This window comes from Mesorhizobium sp. M1295, from assembly GCF_040318135.1.
In the GTDB taxonomy this organism is placed as follows: Bacteria; Pseudomonadota; Alphaproteobacteria; order Rhizobiales; family Rhizobiaceae; genus Mesorhizobium.
In genome coordinates, this window is record NZ_JAMYLU010000008.1 from 40,791 (window position 1) to 62,469 (window position 21,679).

Annotated in this window: 16 protein-coding genes and 4 pseudogenes; 3 read left to right on the forward strand and 17 right to left on the reverse strand. The window is 62.5% G+C overall.

Annotated elements, in window-relative coordinates:
- Positions 1 to 139 precede the first annotated feature (139 nt).
- The 7 genes and pseudogenes from NKH29_RS13495 to NKH29_RS13525 all read right to left on the reverse strand — a co-directional run.
- Positions 140 to 493, reverse strand: coding sequence for a cupin domain-containing protein (locus NKH29_RS13495; protein WP_140876921.1), 354 nt, complete (start codon positions 491 to 493; stop codon positions 140 to 142).
- Positions 494 to 504: 11 nt separating this feature from the next.
- On the reverse strand, positions 505 to 1,197 hold the full coding sequence (locus tag NKH29_RS13500) for an ABC transporter permease (protein WP_352999800.1): 693 nt from the start codon (positions 1,195 to 1,197) through the stop codon (positions 505 to 507).
- Position 1,198: 1 nt separating this feature from the next.
- Positions 1,199 to 1,909, reverse strand: a complete 711-nt coding sequence (locus NKH29_RS13505; protein ID WP_352999802.1) for an ABC transporter permease subunit — start codon at positions 1,907 to 1,909, stop codon at positions 1,199 to 1,201.
- Between the two features lie 59 nt (positions 1,910 to 1,968).
- Positions 1,969 to 2,787 carry a transporter substrate-binding domain-containing protein gene (locus NKH29_RS13510; protein ID WP_352999940.1) on the reverse strand — a complete coding sequence of 273 codons (819 nt, stop codon included), beginning with the start codon at positions 2,785 to 2,787 and terminating at the stop codon, positions 1,969 to 1,971.
- Positions 2,788 to 2,841: 54 nt separating this feature from the next.
- Positions 2,842 to 3,630, reverse strand: a pseudogene (locus NKH29_RS13515) (amino acid ABC transporter ATP-binding protein); the annotation flags it as partial.
- Position 3,631: 1 nt separating this feature from the next.
- Positions 3,632 to 5,032 (reverse strand): aminotransferase, encoded by a 1,401-nt coding sequence (locus tag NKH29_RS13520; RefSeq protein WP_352999804.1) that lies wholly within the window; start codon positions 5,030 to 5,032, stop codon positions 3,632 to 3,634.
- 12 nt (positions 5,033 to 5,044) lie between these two features.
- A pseudogene (locus tag NKH29_RS13525) lies at positions 5,045 to 5,333 on the reverse strand (aldehyde dehydrogenase family protein); the annotation flags it as partial.
- 168 nt (positions 5,334 to 5,501) lie between these two features.
- On the opposite strand from NKH29_RS13525, the gene NKH29_RS13530 reads away from it, so the two are divergent.
- Complete coding sequence (locus NKH29_RS13530) at positions 5,502 to 5,978, forward strand: Lrp/AsnC family transcriptional regulator (protein WP_352999806.1); 477 nt, start codon at positions 5,502 to 5,504, stop codon at positions 5,976 to 5,978.
- Positions 5,979 to 6,325: 347 nt separating this feature from the next.
- Here the strand turns inward: NKH29_RS13530 and NKH29_RS13535 are convergent, their stop codons facing one another.
- From NKH29_RS13535 to NKH29_RS13550, 4 genes are all read right to left on the reverse strand, one after another.
- The gene (locus tag NKH29_RS13535) at positions 6,326 to 7,246 is read right to left on the reverse strand and encodes a DUF2493 domain-containing protein (protein ID WP_352999808.1); all 921 of its coding nucleotides are present in this window, start codon (positions 7,244 to 7,246) and stop codon (positions 6,326 to 6,328) included.
- Between the two features lie 337 nt (positions 7,247 to 7,583).
- On the reverse strand, positions 7,584 to 8,621 hold the full coding sequence (locus NKH29_RS13540) for a DUF7146 domain-containing protein (RefSeq protein ID WP_352999810.1): 1,038 nt from the start codon (positions 8,619 to 8,621) through the stop codon (positions 7,584 to 7,586).
- Entirely contained in the window at positions 8,618 to 12,946 is a 4,329-nt protein-coding gene (locus NKH29_RS13545; protein ID WP_352999811.1) for a strawberry notch-like NTP hydrolase domain-containing protein, read from the reverse strand. Before NKH29_RS13545 ends, NKH29_RS13540 begins: the two co-directional genes overlap by 4 nt.
- A 172-nt stretch (positions 12,947 to 13,118) precedes the next feature.
- The gene (locus NKH29_RS13550) at positions 13,119 to 13,385 is read right to left on the reverse strand and encodes a DUF6117 family protein (protein WP_352999813.1); all 267 of its coding nucleotides are present in this window, start codon (positions 13,383 to 13,385) and stop codon (positions 13,119 to 13,121) included.
- On the opposite strand from NKH29_RS13550, the gene NKH29_RS13555 reads away from it, so the two are divergent.
- A complete protein-coding gene (locus NKH29_RS13555; RefSeq protein ID WP_352999815.1) occupies positions 13,384 to 13,581 on the forward strand; it encodes a hypothetical protein in 198 nt (65 codons plus the stop codon). The genes NKH29_RS13550 and NKH29_RS13555 overlap by 2 nt on opposite strands.
- Positions 13,582 to 13,898: 317 nt before the next feature.
- On the opposite strand, the gene NKH29_RS13560 is transcribed toward NKH29_RS13555, so the two are convergent.
- The 6 genes and pseudogenes from NKH29_RS13560 to NKH29_RS13585 all read right to left on the reverse strand — a co-directional run bounded on the left by NKH29_RS13560 (position 13,899) and on the right by NKH29_RS13585 (position 20,304).
- On the reverse strand, positions 13,899 to 14,375 hold the full coding sequence (locus NKH29_RS13560; RefSeq protein ID WP_352999816.1) for a UCP036055 family protein: 477 nt from the start codon (positions 14,373 to 14,375) through the stop codon (positions 13,899 to 13,901).
- A 97-nt stretch (positions 14,376 to 14,472) separates the two neighbouring features.
- Positions 14,473 to 16,602 carry a ParB/RepB/Spo0J family partition protein gene (locus tag NKH29_RS13565; RefSeq protein WP_352999818.1) on the reverse strand — a complete coding sequence of 710 codons (2,130 nt, stop codon included), beginning with the start codon at positions 16,600 to 16,602 and terminating at the stop codon, positions 14,473 to 14,475.
- A gap of 176 nt (positions 16,603 to 16,778) precedes the next feature.
- Positions 16,779 to 17,149: pseudogene (locus NKH29_RS13570) on the reverse strand (DUF2958 domain-containing protein).
- On the reverse strand, positions 17,146 to 18,117 hold the full coding sequence (locus tag NKH29_RS13575) for an ArdC family protein (protein ID WP_352999820.1): 972 nt from the start codon (positions 18,115 to 18,117) through the stop codon (positions 17,146 to 17,148). Before NKH29_RS13575 ends, NKH29_RS13570 begins: the two are co-directional and overlap by 4 nt.
- 189 nt (positions 18,118 to 18,306) lie before the next feature.
- Positions 18,307 to 19,671 (reverse strand): annotated as a pseudogene (ligD, locus tag NKH29_RS13580) (DNA ligase D); the annotation flags it as partial.
- An 18-nt stretch (positions 19,672 to 19,689) separates the two neighbouring features.
- Positions 19,690 to 20,304 carry an ATP-dependent DNA ligase gene (locus NKH29_RS13585; RefSeq protein WP_352999822.1) on the reverse strand — a complete coding sequence of 205 codons (615 nt, stop codon included), beginning with the start codon at positions 20,302 to 20,304 and terminating at the stop codon, positions 19,690 to 19,692.
- A gap of 969 nt (positions 20,305 to 21,273) precedes the next feature.
- Here NKH29_RS13585 and NKH29_RS13590 point away from each other — a divergent pair.
- On the forward strand, positions 21,274 to 21,450 hold the full coding sequence (locus NKH29_RS13590) for a hypothetical protein (protein ID WP_352999824.1): 177 nt from the start codon (positions 21,274 to 21,276) through the stop codon (positions 21,448 to 21,450).
- Positions 21,451 to 21,679 lie beyond the last annotated feature (229 nt).

Below are 21,679 nucleotides of genomic sequence, written 5' to 3' on the forward strand. Positions count from 1 at the left end.
TCCGATCGAGTTCGCGCCTAGGCAAAGGCGGAAAGGCACAATCGTCCCACCAGTATGGCGTCGATTTGATCGTTGTGGAAAGCGTCTGTGTCATGAACCGGTACTGCTGCTGGGTTGCAAAGGAAAGCTCGGGAGCCGACTAGTCGCGACTAACCCAGAGCTTGCGCGTGGTTTCGATGACCTTCCAGACGCCGGTGAAACCCGGATGCATGACAAAGGCGTCGCCGGCCGTGATGCGACGCGGCTCCTTCCCGTCCTCTGTCAGTTCGGATACGCCTGACAGGATAACGCAGACCTCGAAAGTCTTGCCCTTTATCGAGCGATAGGCTCCAGGCGTCGCCTCCCACACGCCGGACTGAACTATTCCGTCGGCGGTCTGTGCGATGTCCCAACTAAGAAAGCGCGGATCGCCTTCGATCAGCCTGTCTGGAGCAGGCTTGCCTTCGCGGGGTTTGGGCAGGTTATTCTGGTCGATGAAAGTGAGGTTGGACATGGTCTTTCCTTTCAGGACTGGTTCAAGCCTGGGATGGCTAAACGGCGTTCAAGAAGTTTCATCGCCATCAGCGCAATGACGCTGATCACGAGATAGAAGGCGGCGGTTATGACGAAGATATCCATCACCGCGAACGTTTCGCTCATCAGGCGCTTTGCGTAGCCGGTGATCTCAAGAACCGTGATCGCGGAAGCCAAGCTCGATTCCTTGACAATGATGGCCACCTCGCTGCTGTAGGCGGGAAGTGCCTGTCGCAGCGCGAGCGGGAACTTGATGCGAAGGAAAATGTGCCATGGCTTCATTCCGCAAGCTTCGGCCGCTTCGATCAGGCCCTTGGGAAGCGACTTGAAGGCTGAGCGGAATATCTCTGCGGTGTAAGCGCCCGAGTTCAGCACGACGGCGAGGATGGCTGCGTGAAGCCCATCGCCGATCATCCACCACAGAACCGGGTTGTGGCGTATGAAACTTACCTGGGCCAAGCCGTAGTAGATCACGAAGATTTGCACCAGCATTGGCGTGCCACGAAATATCGCGCAATAGGCGTCGCAAAAACCGCGAAGCACCCGGTTTTTCGATCCGCGCGCAAGGCCGACCAGGACTCCCAGCGGCAGACCAAGAACGATGCCGAAGACCGCGATGAGAAGCGTGATCTTGACGCCCTCAAGCAGAAACGGGAACGCATACGTCATGATACCCAAGTCCATGTCAGATCCCTCCGAAGCCGCGGTTGAGGCCACGTTCGATCCTCGAGAATGCGGTTTGGCTGGCGAGCGTCATGGCAAAGAACAAGGCTGCGGCAATGCAGTAGAAAAACAGCGGCGACCGCGTAATGCCGGCGGCGATTGCAGCGGTCCGCATCAGTTCCTGCAGGCCAACGACCGAGATCAGCGACGTATCCTTGATCGTCATCTGCCACACATTGTTGATGCCGCCGAGAGCGAGCCGCAAAGCGAGCGGAAAGGTGATGCGAAAGAATGTCACCATTGGCGGAAGCGCCAAGGACCGGGCGGCTTCCAGCATCCCCACGGGCACGGCCTGTAGAGCGCCGCGGATGACCTCGATTGAGTAGGCACACGAGATCGAGGCAATCGCTATGACACCGACGATCATCGGATAGGCATTCTCTGCAGCCTGCTCATAGCCGAACGTCCCCGCGACGGTTCTCACCCAGCCCAAGGAGCCGTAGAACAGCAGGTAGATCACCAGCAGTCCCGGAATGCCGCGGATCAAGATGCTGTAGGCGTCGACCATCTGTGAGACGACCAGGACCTTTCGCCAGCGCAGGATGGCCAGTGGCGTCGCCACCGCGAAACCAAGCAGCATGCCGAGCAGCCCGATCGCAATTGTCACTGCACTGCCGCGCAGGAGAGCCAGCGCCCAGCCGTGCTCCACCATCAGAACCCAGAAATCCTGCATAGACACCTCCCATCCGCCTGCCTTGGATAACGCCAAGGCAGGCCGTTACTATCGAAGGATCACTGCTTGCAGGGAATGGTGTAGTCGTCCTGGAACCACTGCATGGAAGCCTTCTTGACCGTGCCGTCGTTGATCATCTTGCACAGGGCCACGTCGATCTTTGCCTTGAGATCGGTGTTGCCTTTGCGCATCCCGACGCCCATACCTCGGCCGAGGACTTCCGGATCGTCCATGGAAATGATCCTGACATCGATTTTCGCGAAGTTCGCGCCGTCCGGTGTAGCCAGGAAGTCGACCCAGGTCGGGGAGTCCCCGAAAGCTACATCGATGCGGCCGCTAGCGAGGTCGGCAGTCAACTGGGTGACAGCATCATAGGTTTTCATATCGACGCCCGTCATCCGCTTCTCTATGAACCTGGCGTAGGTGGTGCCCGTGGCGACACCGACAGTCTTGCCGGGGATCGCCTTCTTGATTTCATCAAGGGTTTTCAGGCCTGCCAGCGGCGAATCCTTCGCAACGACGAAGTAAAGAGGTGTCGTTGCGTAAGGGATCGAATAGTCGATCTTTTTTTCCCGCTCGGCTGTAATGCCAAGACCTGAGATGATGACGTCAAATCGATCGCTGTCCATTGACGGCACAAGCGAACTGAACGTCTGGACGACGAACTTGCATTGGACCTTCAGTTCGGCGCAGATGCCATTGGCGATGTCGGCGTCGAAGCCGGTGACGTTGCCGCTCGGGTCGGCCATGCTGAACTTTGGCGCATCGCCTTCGGTGCCGATTCGCAAAACACCTTCCTCGGCCGAGGCCATAGTCGCCGTCGCGGCGACGAGCAGCCCGGATGCGAGTGCGGATTTGATAAGCTTGCTGATGTTCATCTCAGTTCCCCTTGTTTGGTTCTTGATTGTCCCAGTGCCTGCCTTCAGGCATTGCGGCATAACGCTCGAAAGAAACCGCCTCACCGCTTCGCTCGCGGGGTTTCGAAACAGTTCTTCCGGCGTGTCATCCTGCTCGAGGCGACCCTTTTGCAGGAATAACATTCGGTTCGACAGCTCTCTTGCGAACCGCATTTCGTGCGTCACGAGGAGGATTGTTGCACCTTCCTCCGCGAGTTTGCGTATGATCTTCAAGACCTCTCCGACCAGTTCCGGATCGAGCGCGGAGGTCGGTTCATCGCACAGCATCAATCTCGGGCGCATCGCGAGGACGCGCGCGAAAGCGACACGCTGTTGCTGGCCACCCGAAAGCTGCTGCGGGTAGCGGTCGCGGAAGGTTTCCATGCCGACCTTCGACAACGCCCACAGCGCAATCTCTTCTGCTTCCTTCCGAGACTGCTTGAGGACGTAAACGAGCGCCTCGGTCACGTTGCCGAGAACGGTGCGATGCGGCCAGAGATTGAAGTTCTGGAATACCATTCCGACGTGGCGTCGAAGCCCTCTGATCGCGTCTGCGTTGACAATCTTCGGCTCTCCGCGCGGGTCGGTGGTTACCGAGATGGCCTCTCCCATGAATTCAATCTGCCCGGAAGTCGGCGTCTCCAAAAAATTAGTGCAGCGAAGCGCGGTGCTTTTCCCGCATCCTGACGACCCGATCAGCGAGACGACCTCGCCCTGCCGTACGGTGAAGCTAACTCCGTCCAGCACCTTGGTGGAGCCGAATACCTTAGCGAGATCTTTGACCTTCAGGACTTCGGTCGCGCGTGAGATCTTGCGATGCAGCATGCTAACCGGCAACCGCGCCTTGCGCATCCATTGCTACGAGCACGCTATCTACAGCCGCCTTCGCAATACCGACCATCTCATCGATCTCCGCCTCCGTCATTACCAGCGGTGGCGCAAAGCCTAGAATGTCCCCATGCGGCATGGCGCGGGCAATGAGGCCTCGGTCGCGAGCTGCTTGCGAGACGCGTGCACCGACCTTCAAGCCCGGATCGAAGCTGGCCTTTGTTCCGCGGTCGGCGACGAACTCCAAGGCTGCCAGCATGCCTATGCCCCGGACCTCGCCAACTATAGGATTCTGTGCGAATTCCGCCTTCAACCGGGCAAGAAGGTAAGCACCTTTCCTAGCGGACTGACCGGCAAGATCCTCGCGTTCGACAATGTCGAGGACGGCGTTCGCCGCAGCAGCGCTGATGGGATGTCCGGAATAGGTATAGCCATGCGAGAAGGAGCCGACACGCGGCGTTGCTTCCTCCATGACCTCGTAGACTTTCTGTGACACGATCGACGCCGAAAGAGGCGCATAACCCGATGTCAGGCCCTTGGCGACGGTTACCAGGTCTGGCTCGATGCCGTAAAGGTCCGATCCGAACATGGCGCCGGTGCGCCCGAAGCCGCAGATCACCTCGTCGGCGATCAACAGCACATCGTATTTGCGAAGCACAGCCTGGATCTTCGGCCAGTATCCGATCGGCGGCGGCGTGATGCCACCGGTCCCCAGCACCGGTTCGGCGATAAACGCGCCCACGGTATCGGGGCCTTCACTCAGGATGAGCGCCTCCAGTTCAACGGCGCGCCGCGCCGAAAAGTCCTCCTCGGTTTCTCCGGGATGCGCACCGCGATAGAAATGCGGGACGCCGGTGCGGAGAATGCCAGAGACCGGCAGATCCATGTGGTCGTGATAGAAACTCATTCCCGTCATCGAGCCAGATACGACGGAACATCCATGATATCCGCGTTCCCGCGCGATGATCTTCTTCTTCTTCGTTTTTCCCCGTAGGTTATTGTAATACCAAACGATCTTCGCCTGGGTCTCATTCGCATCCGAGCCGGACAACCCGTAGAAGACTTTGGACATGTTGCCCGGTGCCATCCTGACCAACCGGTCCGAAAGCCGCGCAAGTTCTTCCGTCGTGTGCGCCGCATAGGAATGATAGTAGGCGAGCTTGTAGGCCTGCCGGGAAATCGCCTCGGCGACCTCGGTGCGGCCGTAGCCGATGTTAACGCAATAAAGGCCAGCAAAGCCGTCGATATATTCCCGACCGGTGGCGTCTTGAATTCTGACGCCTTTCCCCGTCTCGACGATCGTAGCATCGACCCCGCCGGATGCATAATCCTTCAGATAAGTGAAGGGATGGAGCACCGTCCTGCGGTCCATCTCCGCGATTTCAGCAACGTTTACCATTAGCCATCGTCCTTACGCAGCCAAGCCGCCGAAGCAGACATACTTATATTCCATGAACTCCTGCAGGCCGTGGCGTGAGCCTTCTCGCCCGAGCCCAACTGCTTCCAGCCGCCGAACGGGATTGGCGCACCGGTGAAGGACGCCGTGTTGATCCCGACCATGCCGCATCCGAAAGGCGCATCGCGCGCTTCAGGTCCCGGGTAAAGACATAGGCGGCAAGGCCCATCTCGCTGGCGTTGGCCGCGATGCTGACGTCGTCCTCGTCGGCGAAGCGCAGAACGGGTGCGACCGGACCGAAAGTAGGGCCTGCCGTGCCGTCATTATCGTGTTCAACATATCGGCTCCATGCCGTTGCTATTTCAACGAAGCCTAATGGAGCGAGTGCGCAGATTTTATGATCAAACGGTTGCACAAACGCAGGATTCCTGTCTTATTTTAGCCAGATCAAAGAAATTATGCGGAAAGGCTAATGCGGCTAGATAGACTCGACGCGCGTCTGCTAAGCATCTTGCAGGCGCACAATCGCCACACGAGCGAAGAACTTGGTGAGATGGTGGGCCTTTCCGCCACCGCGGTGCAGAGGCGGGTCAAGCGCTTGCGGGACGAGGGGGTGATCGAGGCCGACATCTCCGTCGTGAAGCCAAAGGCCATCGGCCGGCCAATCGCCATGCTGGTTTCGGTGTCCTTGGAACGCGAGCGGGCGGATATTGTAGACCGCTTCAAGCAGTCCATCCGCCAGACGCCGGAGGTGATGAACGGATACTATGTGACCGGGGATGCGGACTTCGTGCTAATCGTTACGGCTAAGAGCATGGAAGATTACGAGAGTTTTACCCGTAAGTTCTTTTATGAGAACCCCGATATTAAAGGGTTCAAGACAATGGTGATCATGGACCGCGTCAAGGTCGGCTTCTCAGTGCCGATCGACGCTGCTGATTTCTCATGATCTCCGATGAAAGGGTTCATTTGCCTTGAGGAGGATTGGCCCGGTAGGAGTCGAAACGAGAGCGGTCGCAAGGCTGGCGCGATTTGACATCTCATTTACGAGCAGCTTGCACATCCATTAACAACTGGGAACTCCCTCAGCGCCCTAGTTCCTACCAAGTGCAACTTTGAGGCGCTAACCTATCTGCGCATTGGCGTGGCAAAGTCTGCTTTTGATGAGTGGGCGGGAGCGCAGGAATGACTGTCATGAGGCGCGAAGCCGCCGTCCGCCTCATGAAAGACGTACACATTGCTGAATACCTTCGACTAAACCTAGACTGGGCTTTGAGCGGGTGAGGAAGGCGGCGCTCACGAGCCGCCGAGCCGATAGACCGGGATGCCGAGCTTGCGGGCCTTGTCCGCGAGGTTCTCCTGAATGCCGGTGCCCGGAAAGATGATGACGCCGATCGGCATGACCGCCAACATCTGGTCGTTGCGCTTAAAGGGAGCGGCCTTGGCATGTTTGCTCCAGTCGGGCTTGAAGGCGACCTGCGGCACCTTGCGATGATCGGCCCAGCGGGCGGCGATCTTTTCGGCGCCTTTCGGTGATCCGCCGTGCATCAGCACCATGTCGGGGTGCTTGGCGCGGATTTGATCGAGCTTTGACCAGATCAGCTCGTGATCGGCGGTATCGCCGCCGGAGAAGGAGATCTTGGGGCCAGCGGGCAACATGAGTTCGGTTTCCGCGCGCCGCCTGGCCGCGAGGAAGTCGCGGCTATCGATCATTGCGGCGGTGAGATGGTGGTGGTTGGCCATCGACCCCGTGCGCGGTCGCCAGGCCGAGCCGGTGTACTGATCGTAGTGGTCGGCGGCCTGGTCACGCATGAGCTCGAAGGCGTCGCGCCGTTCGATCATGGTCTGGCCCTGGGCGGTGAGTGTCTCGAGTTCAACCGCCTTGATCTCGGTGCCGTCCTGTTCGCGCTGCAGGCGGCGCTGGGCCTGCTCGTTGTCGTCTAGTTGCCGCTCGATCCGTTGTACAGCTCGGTGGAAGACATTGGTGACGGACCAGAGCAGGTCATCGAGATCGGGTTCGAGGCGCGTGTCGGCCAGGGTGGCGATGAGGGCGTCAAAGATGTCGGCCACGGCTCCGGCCACGTGGTCGCCACCGGGGAGCGGTCGCGGATCGGGCTCGTCCGTAAATGGGCGCCAGCCATAGAGCTGGAGTTCGGTGAAGAGGTGATCGGTCGGAGAAGCGGCGTGGTGCGGTTCGGTGTCGTCGTGCTCGCTCATGGGGATGCTCCAGTCGGTTTGACCGCGACCCTCGCGGCCTTCATGGCGACGAGAGCCCACGGGCGGGTTGGCCCGGCACCCGCAGCGAAGCGCAGGGCCGGAGCACAGCGGAGGATGGCGGCGGCCGGCTATTTTGCCTCGCGATGGAAAGGCGTCGCACCCGCTGGCTTTCGCCAGCAATCGCGCGCCGCCGGAAAATAGTCGGCCGCCGCCATTGCCTGGCCGGCCAGTTCGTGGGCCCGATCGCCCTCTCGAAGGCCGGGTCGCGGTTCTCTGCCGGCGGGCTCTCAGCCATGCGATGCGGCCACACCGTGCGCCACACGCTCTCCCTTCCGGCTCATGCTGCCCGTGTCAGATAGCGCAGGCGATCCCGGCGCATGAGTTGGTCCGCAATCGAGGTGCGGAAGGCGGCCAGTCCGAAATGGCGAAGATCTTCGTTCAAATCGTCCATCGCCGGCGACAGCACAATTGCCTCGATTCCGGCGTCGGTCGCGCGCTCGAGCAGGCTGTCTCGGGCGCCGTCACCGGCCGGATCGTTGTCGCGGATGACATAGAGCCGCTGCAGGTTCGGGCGGAACAGGATGGCGGCGAGATGGGCTGCCGAGAGTGCCGCCGCCATAGCCATGTCGGGCATTGCGCATCTGAGCGATAGCGTCGTCTCGATGCCTTCGCCTGCCGCCATAACGCTGCCGGGCATGCCGAAGCGGACCGCATGACCGAGGAGGTCACCCATTGCCTTGCGCGGCGTGTGGACGGGTGCCTTGCCGGTGCCGTCCGGTGCGAGCCAGGTGCGGTGCGCGCCGGTCAGATGCCCATCCAGATCGGTGACAGCGGCAATCATCGCCGGCCAGGTCTCGGTCGGTCCATGATCGTCGGGCCGGTAGTAGCAGCGCGGATGGAACCGCAGCGATCCAGTGCCGTACAGAGTCGTAATGCCGCGTCCAAGCAAATACGTTTCCACGAGGGTGCCGATAATGGGCTTCGACAGGGCGACCAGTCGGCTAGCCGCTTCCGGAGATCCAATGGGGACCTGCGTGATCGGCTCGGCCGGTCGGGGTGGCATGGCATCTGGCATAGCGAGAAACACGCGCGCCTCGTCGGCGACGTCCCGGAAGTTGACCAGTCCGAGGGATTCGCGGATGACATCGAGCAGGTCGCCATGCTCGCCGGTAGCGGCGTCGGTCCATTTGCCTGGCGGTCCCTTCGGGGATGGCTGCAGACGCACGAACATCGACCGGCCCGGCGCATTGCGGACGTCGCCGACGGTCCAATAGTTGCCCTGGCGACGGCCATTGGAGAGGTAGTGGCGGCACACCGCCTCGGCATGTTCGCCGAGGCGGTGTGCGAGGTCGGATGCAGCGTGACGCAGACTCATGCAGCCTCCCGCTCACTGACCCGATCGATTGGGAAGCGGTCGAGCACGCGCTCCAGCACGGCGAGCCCGTTGGCGTCGATCGGCACGAACATCCTGAGCTTCCACGAAATGATCTCGTGGAAGAGACCGTAGGCGGTGAGGCGCTCCCGCATCGTGTCGGTGAAGCCCGCCAATTCGATGCGCCATGCGCCCATGACGCGGCTGCGGCGAAGCTGGAGATCCTCGGCAAGATCGAGGATGGTCCGACCGTCCATCAGAGCCGCAAACGCCTGCTCCGGCGACAGCGCAACCACGTTCGTCGCAGAGGCGTTGGCGGCCCATGCCGGCGAGACGCGGCGGCCGATGAGGCGCTCGCCCTCGTCGGTCTGAAGTCGATAAACGCGGGTCGACTCGTTGGGCAGGCGCTTCCAGATCGGCAGCAGCAGGCCGGTGACCATGTGCAAGACCGAATCCGAAAACTCCGGCACCCCGGCGATTTCGGCGGTCCAGGCAGTTGTGAACGCCTCGCGGTCGGCCTCGACCCAGCGTGTTTCGCCCATAGCCTTGAGCGACATGTTCTGGCTTTCCATCGGCCGGATCAGGCGGACAGGGCGCTCGACCTCGCCATCGTCGAGCATGACGCTGGTGGTCGGGATCTGTACGGCGGCGCGGCCCGATTGCTTGTTGATGAGCAGTAAGGCACGCGGATCGCGGAGATGATCGAGCGCCGCATTGAGCGTGACGGGCCGATTGTGCTTGCGTTCGGTGATCGTGAGCAGGCGGCTTTCGGTGCCGGTGCGCGGATGGGTGTAGATCACCTGCCGATCGGTGACGACGAAGTTTTCGGCCTGCAGCGTCTCCAGCCCGGCATCGTAGGTGCCTGACGCGATCGCGCCCTCGATGCGCGCCGCCAGCAGTTGCTCGAAGGCACTGAACAGCACGCCCTGCAACTCGATGGTCAGTGCGAGCAGGCGATTGAGGAAGGTGGTGATCGGCGGCAACTCGTCCTTGATGCCATTGGCATCCATCAGCTTGAGACCCGTCGCCGCCTCGAAACGCTCGAGCGAGCAGCCCTCGACCTTGCCGCGTGCGATCAGCAGATAGAGTTGCCGTAGCGCATCGCGGGCATAGTGGCTTTCCAGATTGTCCTCTGGTCGGAACAGGCCCTGGCCACCGGTCTGGCGCTGGCCACGGGTGATCGCGCCCAACGTGTCAAGGCGGCGGGCGATCGTCGAAAGGAAGCGCTTTTCCGCCTTCACATTGGTCGAGATCGGCCGGAAGAGTGGCGGCTGCGCCTGATTGGTGCGATGCGTGCGGCCGAGGCCCTGAATGGCGGTGTCGGCCTTCCAGCCGGCCTCGAGCAGATAATGCACACGCAGCCGCGTGTTCCGGGCTGAGAGTTCGGCGTGGTAGCTCCTCCCCGTTCCGCCCGCGTCCGAAAAAACCAGAACGCGCTTCTGGTCATCCATGAAGGCCTGCGTCTCGGCGAGGTTGGCTGACCCGGCACGGTTTTCGACCACCAGACGCTCGCCCTTGCGCACGATGCGACGCGCGCGGCCAGTCACTTCGGCCACAATGTCCACCCCGAAATTCTGCACGATCTGGTCGAGCGCGCCTGGGACCGGGGGCAGACTGGCGAGCCTCGCGATCAGGTCGTCGCGCCGAGCGACCGCCTCGCGACTTTCGACCGGCTGGTCGTCGCGGTAGACCGGCCGAGACGACAGATTGCCCTCGCTGTCGGTGAACGGCTCATAGAGCTGCACCGGGAAGGAATGGGCAAGGTAGTCGAGGACGTATTCGCGCGGCGTGATATCAACGCGAACATCGTTCCATTCCTCGGTCGGCAGTTCGGCCAGCCGCCGTTCCATCAGCGCCTCACCGGTCGAGACAATCTGGATGACTGCCGAATGGCCCTTCTCCAGATCGCGTCTGATGGAGCGGATCAGGGTCGGCGTCTTCATGCTGGTGAGGAGATGCCCGAAGAACCTCTGCTTGGCGCTTTCGAATGCGCTGCGAGCGGCCGACTTGGCCTGGGCATTGAGCGTGCCGGTACTGCCGGTGATGTTGGCCGCCTGCATGGCCGCATCGAGATTGTTATGAATGATGCCGAAGGCGCCGGCATAGGCATCGTAGATGCGGACCTGTTCCGGTGTCAGCTCATGCTCGATCAGATCGTATTCGACGCCGCTGAAGGAAAGCGAGCGGGCGGTATAGAGGCCGAGCGCGCGGAGGTCGCGCGCCAGCACTTCCATCGCCGCGACGCCGCCGGCCTCGATCGCCTCGACGAATTCGGCCCGCGTCGAGAACGGAAAACGCTCGCCGCCCCAGAGGCCGAGCCGCTGGGCATAGGCGAGATTGTGAACGGTGGTGGCGCCGGTGGCCGAGACATAAACGATGCGGGCATTCGGCAGCGCGTGCTGCAGCCGCAGGCCGGCACGACCCTGCTGCGACGGGGCGGCATCGCCCCGTTCGCTCTTGCCGCCGGCGGCATTCTGCATGGCGTGGGCTTCGTCGAAAATAATGACTCCATCGAAATCGGGACCCAACCATTCGACGATCTGCTTGACCCGCGAAACCTTCTCGCCGCGATCGTCGGAGCGTAGCGTCGCATAGGTGGTGAATAGGATGCCTGCCGGCAGCACGATCGACCTGCCCTGCGGGAAACGGGAGAGCGGTGTGACCAGCAAGCGCTCCACGCCGAGCGCGGACCAGTCGCGCTGCGCATCCTCGATGAGCTTGTCGGACTTGGAGATCCAGACCGCCTTGCGACGGCCCTGCATCCAATTGTCTAGGATTACGGCGGCGGATTCCCGGCCCTTGCCTACACCCGTACCGTCGCCGATCATGAAGCCTTGCCGGAAGCGCACGGCACCCGCAGTGTCATCGGCCGCGACGCTAACCACGTCAAAGGTATCGTCGAGCGTCCAGGCGCCGGCGAGATACTCGGCGTGAGCCTCGCCGGCATAGATGACGGTCTCGAGCTGCGCGTCCGAGAGCAGGTTGAGGACATTCTTGGGTAGCCGCGGCCGGTAGCTCGGCTTGGGCGGCGCCACCGAGGCCATGGCCGCCGATTGAACGAGCTGAGTGGGGTGAGCCCGAGAGCCGGGGATGCGGATCGCCTGAAGCCCGTAGACCTCATAGATGGCGTCGCTGATCTGGCCGACCTCGGCCGCCTGCCAGTCGACAGCCTCATAGGCGAGGTCGATGGCGTCCGGTTCAGCGATCGACATAGGTGGCGTGGTTCTCGCCGAGCGTTTTAGATAGCCGTGCACGGTGCGGGGCGCGGCGACCGCCGATGCCGCGCTCGAAACGGCGGCCATCACGACCGGTGGCCGCGCGGGAAGGCGTTCCTCAATCCACGTGAGGAGCGTCGCGGCATCCGGAGCGATGCCGGGAGCATCCGGGAAGACGGTGGGATCGTCCGCCGGGAGCTTGTCGATGACGGTGAGGCGTGTCGGAAAGGTCGTGCCATGCTTGGCGTAGGCCGAGCCGTCGATGGCGGCGGAGAAGACTATGCGGCCACGTTCCTGCAGCCGAGTGAAGGCCGGGGTCCAGGTCGGATGGTCGGCCGCGAAGTTCGCACCGGTGATCGTCACCAGCCGCCCGCCGGGCGCAAGGCGCGACAGCGCCGAGGCGATGTGCCGCCAGGCCGCGTCGGCCATGCGGCCCTCGACATTGGCCATGACCGAAAAGGGCGGGTTCATCAGCACCACGCTCGGTACGGCGCCGGGATCGAGATGGTCGTCGATCTGGGCGGCGTCGAAGCGGCTGGCGGAGACGGCCGGAAAGAGGCACGAGAGAAGTGCCGCGCGCGTCTCGGCAAGCTCGTTGAGGACGAGCGAGGCGCCGGCTATCTCGGCCAGGATGGCGAGCAGCCCGGTGCCGGCGGAAGGCTCCAGCACACGGTCGGCGGGCGTGATGGCGGCGGCCGTTGCGGCGACCAAGCCGAGCGGAATCGGCGTCGCGAACTGCTGGAAGGTCTGTGCTTTTTCCGATCGGCGGGTATGCGTCGGCATGAGCCCGGCGATCTTCGACAATGCGGAAAGCCGGAGAGCCGGTGACGCGGCTTTACGGAACAACGCCCTTCCGTATTTGCGGAGGAAGAGGACGGTGGCCGCCTCGCAGGCATCGTAAGCCTGCTTCCAGTCCCAAGCACCGGTAGCATCGGAAGCGCCGAATGCGGCTTCCATCGCCGCGCGCAGCTTTGGCGCGTCGATGCGTTCGCCGCGCTCGATATGGGGAAGCAGAAGGCCGGCGGCGGCGAAGATAGCGCCAGCTGCACCGGTTTGGGGGAGCGGGAGCGGTGCGACTGCGGGAACCGCCACAGCGGGAAAGATCATGTTCATTGTGAGAACCTCGGGAGAGCGGGACAGGATCGAGCCGCCCGGCGCTCTCTCTGGACCGCGAAGGCTCAAACCCGTCCCGGCCCCGCTCTCCCTCTCAGGGCCCCGCCGAAGCTAAAATAAAACAAGCGCCCCGCCATGAGGTGGAGCGCTTGCCGCTATCAACCGATCTCGATCATAATCCGCCGTCAGGCCCCGACTTCTGTAGGAAACCATTGGCGTCGTCGGGATCGGGCGGCAGGTAGGCATCATAGGGATTGCCGTCGGCAAGATGACCGAACGGCGTGAACACGTAGTCCGCGCCCTCCCGCCCGACCGCGCAGATTACATAACGCCGCTGCCCGGTCGCCGCGTCGGCGCATTCCATCAGCGCGAGGTTGCCGTCGCCGGCGGCACGAAGCAGCGTCTGGAAGTTGCTGCGGGCATGGTCTGGAATGCTCATGGCGCATCCCGGGTTCGACTGGATCGCGGGCGCCCTCAAGGATCGTTTCGCCGCGCGCGATCGCCCGTTTGGCCTTGCCGAGCCACCCCGGCGGCGGCGGTCGGCGGGCCTGGGCATCGCCGACGATGATCTTGAGCAAACCCAGCATGAGTTCGAATTGTGCGGCCTTGCGCTGCACCGCTTCCCCGAAATGTGAAGGAACCGGAATGGCCTGTCCACGATAAGCGGCGCTGGCACCCTCCCAGATGCCGGTGACATGGGTTTCGTCCGAGGACTCGCAATCCTCCCGCTGTCCCGACCTGTCATCGTCCTCGTTGGCTAGCCGGCAGGCGACCTCAGGCGTGTCAGCCGAATAGGTTGCGTGCCGGAAGATCGGCAGGTGGTAGGTCGTCTCGATTGTGAATTCGGGCATTGGCGGCTCCTGGAAAAGCAAATTGCCCGGCGCTCGTCTCCGAGCCCGGGCGGCGATAGCTGAGGATTGATGTTCTAGGTGTGGGTGTGACGCCGCGCGGGTCAGGCCGCCGCCCGTCCTTCGACGACATCGGCGCCAACCTCGTCGGCGGTGATGTCTTCAAGACGCGCATTGCGGTATCCGGTCTTGGCCAACCAGAGTTCGGCCGCATCGCGGCTCTCGGCGAGGTGGAGCAATTCGTCGTCGTCACCGACCTGCTGCAGGACCCTGACCATGCCGATCGCGGGTCGCTCGACGAGTTCGAAGCTGAGCGTGCTGTCGACCGAGTGGCTGCGCATAACGGTCACGAGGATGATGCCGCCGGAGGAAAAGTTCCCTTCGTTGAGCGTGATCGAGGCCGGGGCGCAGTAGGTGGGACGGTCGCGCGGTGGTGCCTTGCGGACCAGGCGGCCGAGACCGTTGCGACGCTCCCAGTCCGCCAGCTTGCGGGCAAAGCGCGCGGGCGGTCTGGGCGTGCCGTCCGAGTACCGGATCAGCGAGCCGAGCGGGGCGTTGTCATAGACGATGTGGGCGGACATGGATGTGTCTCCTGAAACGAAAAATGGCCCGGCGATACACCGGGCCGTGAGGTGAAGAAGAAAGGGCCGAGCGACCCGGGCCGGGCCGCCAACGGTGCTATTCGGCGGCTACCGCGTGTGCGGCAGTCTCATCGGCGGCCGAGCCGTCCTCGTCGTCACTGGCGAGGAATTCAGGAAGGTCGGCTTCCTCGCCCTCATCCGGCTGCGCTGCCGGCGCGTCATCGCCGCTGAGGCGGAGCGGTTCGGGCAGCCAGCCACTATCGGCCAGGAGGCGCTCGGCCTCCTTGGCCATGTCGGCCTTCTTGAGATGGTCGATAAGCTGGGCGGCCTGCTCGCCGGCGCCTTCGCGCACGGCTTCGAGAATGCGGGACTTGGTGACGCGGCCGAGATAGTTATCCACCGCTGGCCGCCAGCCGGCATCTACCATGTCAAGCCCTGTGGCACGGGACAACCGATCGGCTTCACGCAGGCGCTGATCGAGCCCATGCTGGGAAACGCCACTGCCGTAGGGATTGGGTCGTTCGAACAGGGCGTTGATCCCATAGCTGACGCAATGCGCCAGCAGCGTCTGCCGGCGGGCTTCATCGAGCCCGTCGAGCCAAGCCCATAGGGTCTCGTCGTCATCCAGTGGAATGACGCTCTTCCATGCCTCATGGCGCTCATCGACGGCCTTGGCCGCGGGGCTGTCCTTGAGACCGACGTCCTGCCACGGCAGGTGGACATGCCGGACGAAGGCCTCGACGCAGCCGGTCGCGGAACGCTGACCGAAGGTGTCGAGGACGAGCCTATGCAATAGAGCCGTGATGGCCACATGCTGGTTCTCGGCCACGGCATTGCGCAGCGCCAACGTGCGATGGGCGGTGAGTTCGATGACCAGGCGTTCGGGCAGCGGCTTGATGGTGTCGCCGTCATCCTCCTCAGGCTCGGACGCCTGCGCGCCGATGGTGATAATGGCGTGGCGGACCGAAGGATCGTGTCTGCTATCCTCGTTCTCGGTGGCGCAGCCTGGCTCGGCGGAGTCGCCGTCGACCGCCTGCATCGCTTCGTCCTCGGGGCGCACATGGCCCCGATCGACGACGAGATCGCCATCACGATCGATGCTGATGAACACACCGGCGCGAGCGATCTCGGCCCGATCGTAGTTCATCGGCCGGCTCTCGAAGGCCTCAAGCGCGGTCTCGATCTGACCGAGGCGCTGATCGACATCGTCGGGGAGTTCGTCGGTTTGGCCATACTCGGCTTCCAGCCGATCGTACTCCGCCCGCAGGGCTTCGCGTTCCGCCCGCTCCGCGTCGGTCAGATCGACGGGGGTGCCGGCCAGTGCCCGCAGACCGTGATTGTGCCCGTAGGGCAGATGGGCATCGACCACGATCCACTTCCAGCCCTCCGCCGCGATCTCGTCGGCGATCGACTTCAGCCTGTCGCGGACCAAGCGGTCGAGCAGAGCGGGGTCCTGCAGCCAGCCGCCATTGTCGGCCTCGAACAGGTCGCGCAGCACCACGCCGCCGGCAGCGACATACGCGTCGACACCGACGAACAGCGCCCGGCGATCGCTTGCGCGCACCGTGCTCTCCGTCAGCAGGCGCCGGATCTGCTGCGGCTCCTTCGACCAGGAGTTTTCGAGCGCCTCCCAGACCTGCTCCTGACGGGCGTGATCGTCGGTCACTGTAAAGGCCATGAGCTGCTCGAGCTGCATGCCCTCCTGCTCGTAGACCTCGTGCAGCTTGCGCGAAACTTTTGCGAGCCGCAGGCGCAGCTGGACAAAGGTAGCGGACACGAAGAAGCGTGCCGCGATCTCCTCGTGGCTCGCGCCCTGGTCGTGCAAGGTCTGGAAGGCGCGAAACATGTCGAGCGGATGTAAATCTTCGCGCTGAAAATTCTCGGCCAGCGAATCCTCCTCGATCGGGACCGCGCTCTGGGCGTCGCTGACGACGCAGGGAACTGGCTCGGTCTTGATCATGCGCTTCTGCTTGACCAGAAGTTCCAGCGCGCGATAGCGGCGCCCGCCAGCCGGCACCTCAAACATGCCGGTCTCGTTACCCTCCCCATCCAACACTGGCCGGACGTTGAGGCTCTGGAGCAGGCCGCGCCGTGCGATCGAGGCGGCAAGGTCCTCGATCGTTTCCCCACGCTTGATGCGCCGGACATTGGACTGGCTCAGCATCAGCTTGTTGAAGGGGATGTCACGTGAAGCGTTGAGAGTGATCTTCTGCTTGGGCGTAGCCATATGGACTATCTCCGCGACGGGCGGCCGAGACTCTCTCGACCTCCAAACCCGTAAAAAAAGACGGGCGCAGCCCTCTCACTCTGAGGACTGCGCCGCACACCGAAGATCCGGAGGGGAGACAGGGCCGCAGACACGACTTTGCGCATCTGTGACATTGCGGATTTTAAGCTGAGATCTCACGCGCCATCTCGGCCAGACTGGGCGGCGTGATAGAGGATGCGTTCCGCGTCGCGAAGGCTTCCAGCCCGGCGGGCGGCCTCTGCCCAGACCGGAATCGGCAGGTCAGTGGCAAAGAGGATGTCGCGCTCGATGCCCATGCCGAAGGGCAGCCGGATCGACGTCATCTCAAGGAGCGAGAAACTGCCCAGCTCGGGATAGCCGAGATCGGCGAGACGAACATGGCGTCGCCATCGGCTTCCAGCTCGGTAGCGAGCCAGGTTCCTTCGCCGAGCGGATTGAAGAACTTCACGACCGGTGCGTGATCGGCGTTGCGCTCGCGGCCATTGGCGAGGAGGCGCTCGCGCAGTTCGTCGGTGAGGAGGATCATGCCGCCCTCCTATCGATCTCGGCCTCATCGACGTTGGCCGGGCCTGCCCTGGCTGCACCGTCAGGTTGCGGTAGCAAGGCAAGCAGCCAGTCGGCCGCCTTGCTGGCCTGAGAGGCGGCACGCACGATGGCGCGGTTGTCTTCGCGCAGCACCGAAAGCCATTCGCCGATATAATCGGCGTGGCGGACGGTTGGCACGATGCCAAGCGAGGCGCAGCAGAAGGCTGCGTTCATCTCGGCGACCAGTTCCTCGAAAGCATATCTCTTGGTGCCAAAGGCGCCGCCGAGGTCGCGGCCGACGCGGGAGGCATGGCCGGTCGCATGCCCAAGCTCGTGCAGGGTGGTGCGGTGCCAGTCGATCGGCTCGAAATAGGCCTGTGGGGGCGGTACCCGCACGTAGTCGTGCGTCGGCACATAGTAGGCGCTATTGCCACCGATGCGGAAATCGATGCCTGTCGCCTTGATTAGCGCGTCGACGGCCGGCTCGATCAGTCCGGGCTCTCGTGCAGGCGGAGCCACGGCCAGATCGTCGGGCAGATTTTCGCATTGCGCGACGTTGAACACGGTGAAGCGCTTAAGGAACGGTATCGCCTGAGCTGCCTCGCCGGTTTCCCGCGCGCGATTCTTCTCGTCGTCAGGGATGAAACGGTCGGCATAGACGACGGTGGTGCCGTGTTCGCCCTGACGGACATGACCGCCCAGCGATAGGGCCTGGCGAAAAGTCAGCCAGCCCTGGACAGGAAAGCCATGCTCGACGACCGCACCCCACAGGATCAGCACGTTGATGCCGGAATAGGCGCGGCCGGTCGCGGCATTGGCCGGCATAGCGAGGGGCGCTTGCGCCGCCGCCGTGCCCCAGGGCTGCACCCAGGGAAAGCGGCCTGTTTCCAGTTCGGCGATGATCTTGTTGGTGATATCGTCATAGAGGCTTGCCCGGTCGGCGCCGACGCGAGCGTAATGTCTGGACATCGCGGTTCTCCGCGACGGGCGCCGGAGGCCTCTCCTCCAGCTCTCAACCCGTCACGGCAAACCGGTCCGTACTCTCACTCTAGACGGCGTTGCGGGGGCCTCCCGCAGAAGGGGGGACGCTCTCGAATTGGGGCAAAGGCGGTCCGCGCCAAATCGGCAAATGTCGCTAACCATCTAGTGTGGTTGTCGCTACCGGACTGCGTGGCGGATGCGGTCGGTAAGCGTTTGTTCGACGTCGAAATAACCCTCCCAGGCTTCGGGCAGCTGAGCCCGCGCGGCGGCGGCGAAAACATCGAAACCGTTGGCGCTTTCGCAGGTGGGCAACTCCTCCCATCTGATGGGCACCGCGCACGACGCCCCCGCGCGTGCCCGAGTCGACCAGGGACAGATTGCAGTGGAGCCCTGGCCGTTGCGCAGGTAATCGAGAAACATTCGACCCTTGCGCTTCGCCTTGCTCATGTTGCCGACGAAGCGCGACGGATCTGTACGGGCCAGTAGTTCGACTAAGTCTTGGCAGAAGCTCTTGACCTCGTCCCAGTCTGCCTCCGGGAGGAGTGGCACGACCACATGAACGCCCTTGCCGCCGGACAGCAACGGCCACGACTGCAGTCCAAGCGCTTCCAGAATGCCCCGAATGTCGAGAGCTGCCTGCTTGACGGCAGTAAAGCCCAGGCCCTCGTCGGGGTCGATGTCGAAGATCATGCGGTGCGGCAGATTCGGCTGCTGGCGACGGCTTCCCCAGATGTGGAATTCGAGCACGTTCATCTGGACGCCTGCGATCAGCCCAGCCAGGTCATCGACCCACAAGATGCGGCTTTCCCTTCCGGACATCTTCTCCAATTGGCCGTCATGGATGGCCTTGGGCATGCCTGGCAGTCTGTGCTTCTGAAAAAAGGTCTGTTGCAGGTCGCCGTCGGTGTCGCGCACCAGCGAAAGCGGCCGATCCTGGATGTGCGGCAGCATCTTCTCGGCGACCACGGCGTAGTAGGCGGCGAGCGTGGCCTTAGTCACCTTGGTCCCGGGATACATGACCTTGTCCGGATGCGTCAGCTTGACGCCGACAGCAGCGGCGATCTCCTTTCCGATTCCCGGATCGAGATTGGCGAAGCCAAGAGTTGCCGGCGTCATCGGCATTTCCATCACCACCTGGTCGGCTCGCTTGTCTTCGCGCATGCCCTCAAAGCTTGGATGCCGCAAGCTGCCGTCCGGTGTCACTTCGGCATAGGTAACCTCGGCAACAAGCTCGGGCTTCACCCACCGGGCACGGCGGGCAATGTCTCTCGGAACGGAGGCGAAAGCCGGTTTCTCAACACGGCGTTTCTCGAGCTTCGCGAGGATGTCCTTGCGCATCGCCGCGGTGAACCCCGTTCCGACGCGGCCGCGATAGATGAGCTTGCCATTGTCGTAAGTGCCGAGGATTAGCGAGGCCATGCCAAGTCCTGTGTCACTTGGGCGATAGCCGCCGACAACGAATTCCTGTCGCTTCGTGCACTTGATCTTGAGCCAACTCGAGGTGCGGTCGCCGACATAGGAGCTGTCGGCGCGCTTGGCGACGACGCCTTCATGGCCGCCCTAGCACATGGCGTCGAACACCCTTCTGCCCTGGTCTACGATATGGCTGGAAAATTGCAGGCTGTCGTCAGGGAGGCGAGCGCCCAGCAGGGACTCAAGTCGCTCCTTGCGCTCGCGGAGCGGCTGGTTCGAAAGATCTTCGCCATCGAATTCAAGCAGATCGAAGGCGTAGAACTTGAGGGGCATTCCTGCGGCAATGCCGGTTTTCAGCATGGAGAAGTTCGTGCGGCCCTGGCTGTCGATGGCGACGATCTCTCCATCGATCAGCACCGCGCCTTTGGTCAGTCTCTGAAGCGGCGGCAAGATGACCTTGAACTGTCGTGTCCAGTCGTGGCCATTGCGGGTATAGACGACGACGTTCGAGCCGGAGATGGCGACTTGGACACGATAGCCGTCGAACTTCATCTCGAAGAGCCAATCCCCGCCCACCGGTATGTGGTCTGTCAATGTGCAGAGCTGGAAGGACCGAAACCCCGGCAGCGGATATGTAGGGATAGATTCTGAGTCTCTGCGCCGTGTGCGCCTTTTGCTGATACTGAGGGTGCCATCTACAGCCGACATGCGGAACTCGGATACGTGGTGCGATTCAATACCCTGCCTGGGATTCGGTTCCATGCCCAAGCATCTCCGCGCCGGCGACCGTCGGCGCTCTAAGGTACAACGGCGTATAAGCCGCAGTCCTGCGCGCGTCCGCAACAATGACGATTGTCGCGCGCAGGACGGAGGAAATTCGCCCCCGCCGCGGACGGTGAACGGGACAGCCGTAGGAGCGTCAGCATAGCGCCGGCCGCAGGACGGGACGCGGGACCGACTGTCCCCGTCCGCGGTGGTCCGCATGTTTTGCATCGAAGCCGACCGGCTGAGATCGCGCGCATTTCCGGCTCTCGACAATCCGACCGCTGATCGGCGACGATGCGATAGGATTGTCAACCCAGCGCCGAGTTTTAGCCTGATCGAAATCGATGAGGTCTTGCATCCTTTCACCCTCAATTGCGTGGCAGCTTGTGAATTTCCAGCCTGACAGGCCCTCCCCTGTCACAACTCGTGCAGAAGAGCGCTCGCTCGACCGAAGCGCAAATGCGATTGGTGGACGCCTCATTCCGCGTCCATGCAGGCAACCTGCCAGCGACTCCGCCTTCTCTATGTGGCGTTGCACCTCTTGATTCAAACATGCAATAGTTGTGGCCGACGGCGGGCTGCCGGGGTTTGGCAGGTGGCTGTAGTCTGCCGTCGCTGCGGCCACCGCACGTAATTTTTCGTCGCAGGGCGCACGGGTGCAAAATACAATCTGAGTAGACACTTCTGCATGCGAGCCATGTCCAATTGTGCATTGCAGCATATGCGGATCCAGATAGTTTGAGCTGGTCGGCCGTCTACTCCTCCCAGATGAGACCCGACAACCCGAAAGCGGTGCACCTCCTCCCGCGCCGTGATCGAAATCGAGCCCGCTGCCACCTCCTCCCGGCAGCGGGCTTTTCATTCGCAACCAAGCACGCGAATGCAGCGAATTTTGCTCTTAAAAAGCTGATTTTGGTGGTCTTACAAATCCGCCATTGCCCATGTAGCGCGTGTGAGGCGATTGCGATGGACGGCCCAGTTCAGCTCAACCAGAAGCAAATCCTTATGGAAGTGATCGAAGCCTGCGGCGAATGGTTTGTTCGCGTGGTCGAAGACAGCAACAAAGATACCCGGTCACTTGAGTTGGAATCCTGCGCCCTAGCGTTCGCAGAAGGCCAGCGGCTTCGCCTACACGTGAGTTGAGGCAGGCCGTGACCGACAGATCGGCCGCCCCCTGCCCGTCGAGAACTACGGCTGGCTCGTCAATGACCGGCTCGAGGAACTCAGAGCGCTTCTCACCGATGGCACGAAATGATTATGGTTGGTGGCCGAACAAACGCGAACCTAGCGCCGGAAAAGCTGGCTGTCATGCGACCAATTCCGCTTGCATTTGGTGCAAGTCTATCGACTTCAGATAATAGAAGAGAGTGGC

Excerpts from the sequence above, each read along its gene's own strand:
- NKH29_RS13495 (WP_140876921.1), bottom strand. The coding sequence starts at position 493 with ATGTCCAACCTCACTTTCATCGACCAGAATAACCTGCCCAAACCCCGC.
- NKH29_RS13500 (WP_352999800.1), bottom strand. The coding sequence starts at position 1,197 with ATGGACTTGGGTATCATGACGTATGCGTTCCCGTTTCTGCTTGAGGGC.
- NKH29_RS13505 (WP_352999802.1), bottom strand. The coding sequence starts at position 1,909 with ATGCAGGATTTCTGGGTTCTGATGGTGGAGCACGGCTGGGCGCTGGCT.
- NKH29_RS13510 (WP_352999940.1), bottom strand. The coding sequence starts at position 2,787 with ATGAACATCAGCAAGCTTATCAAATCCGCACTCGCATCCGGGCTGCTC.
- NKH29_RS13520 (WP_352999804.1), bottom strand. The coding sequence starts at position 5,032 with ATGGTAAACGTTGCTGAAATCGCGGAGATGGACCGCAGGACGGTGCTC.
- NKH29_RS13530 (WP_352999806.1), top strand. The coding sequence starts at position 5,502 with ATGCGGCTAGATAGACTCGACGCGCGTCTGCTAAGCATCTTGCAGGCG.
- NKH29_RS13535 (WP_352999808.1), bottom strand. The coding sequence starts at position 7,246 with ATGAGCGAGCACGACGACACCGAACCGCACCACGCCGCTTCTCCGACC.
- NKH29_RS13540 (WP_352999810.1), bottom strand. The coding sequence starts at position 8,621 with ATGAGTCTGCGTCACGCTGCATCCGACCTCGCACACCGCCTCGGCGAA.
- NKH29_RS13545 (WP_352999811.1), bottom strand. The coding sequence starts at position 12,946 with ATGAACATGATCTTTCCCGCTGTGGCGGTTCCCGCAGTCGCACCGCTC.
- NKH29_RS13555 (WP_352999815.1), top strand. The coding sequence starts at position 13,384 with ATGGCGCATCCCGGGTTCGACTGGATCGCGGGCGCCCTCAAGGATCGT.
- NKH29_RS13550 (WP_352999813.1), bottom strand. The coding sequence starts at position 13,385 with ATGAGCATTCCAGACCATGCCCGCAGCAACTTCCAGACGCTGCTTCGT.
- NKH29_RS13560 (WP_352999816.1), bottom strand. The coding sequence starts at position 14,375 with ATGTCCGCCCACATCGTCTATGACAACGCCCCGCTCGGCTCGCTGATC.
- NKH29_RS13565 (WP_352999818.1), bottom strand. The coding sequence starts at position 16,602 with ATGGCTACGCCCAAGCAGAAGATCACTCTCAACGCTTCACGTGACATC.
- NKH29_RS13575 (WP_352999820.1), bottom strand. The coding sequence starts at position 18,117 with ATGTCCAGACATTACGCTCGCGTCGGCGCCGACCGGGCAAGCCTCTAT.
- NKH29_RS13585 (WP_352999822.1), bottom strand. The coding sequence starts at position 20,304 with ATGGAACCGAATCCCAGGCAGGGTATTGAATCGCACCACGTATCCGAG.
- NKH29_RS13590 (WP_352999824.1), top strand. The coding sequence starts at position 21,274 with ATGGACGGCCCAGTTCAGCTCAACCAGAAGCAAATCCTTATGGAAGTG.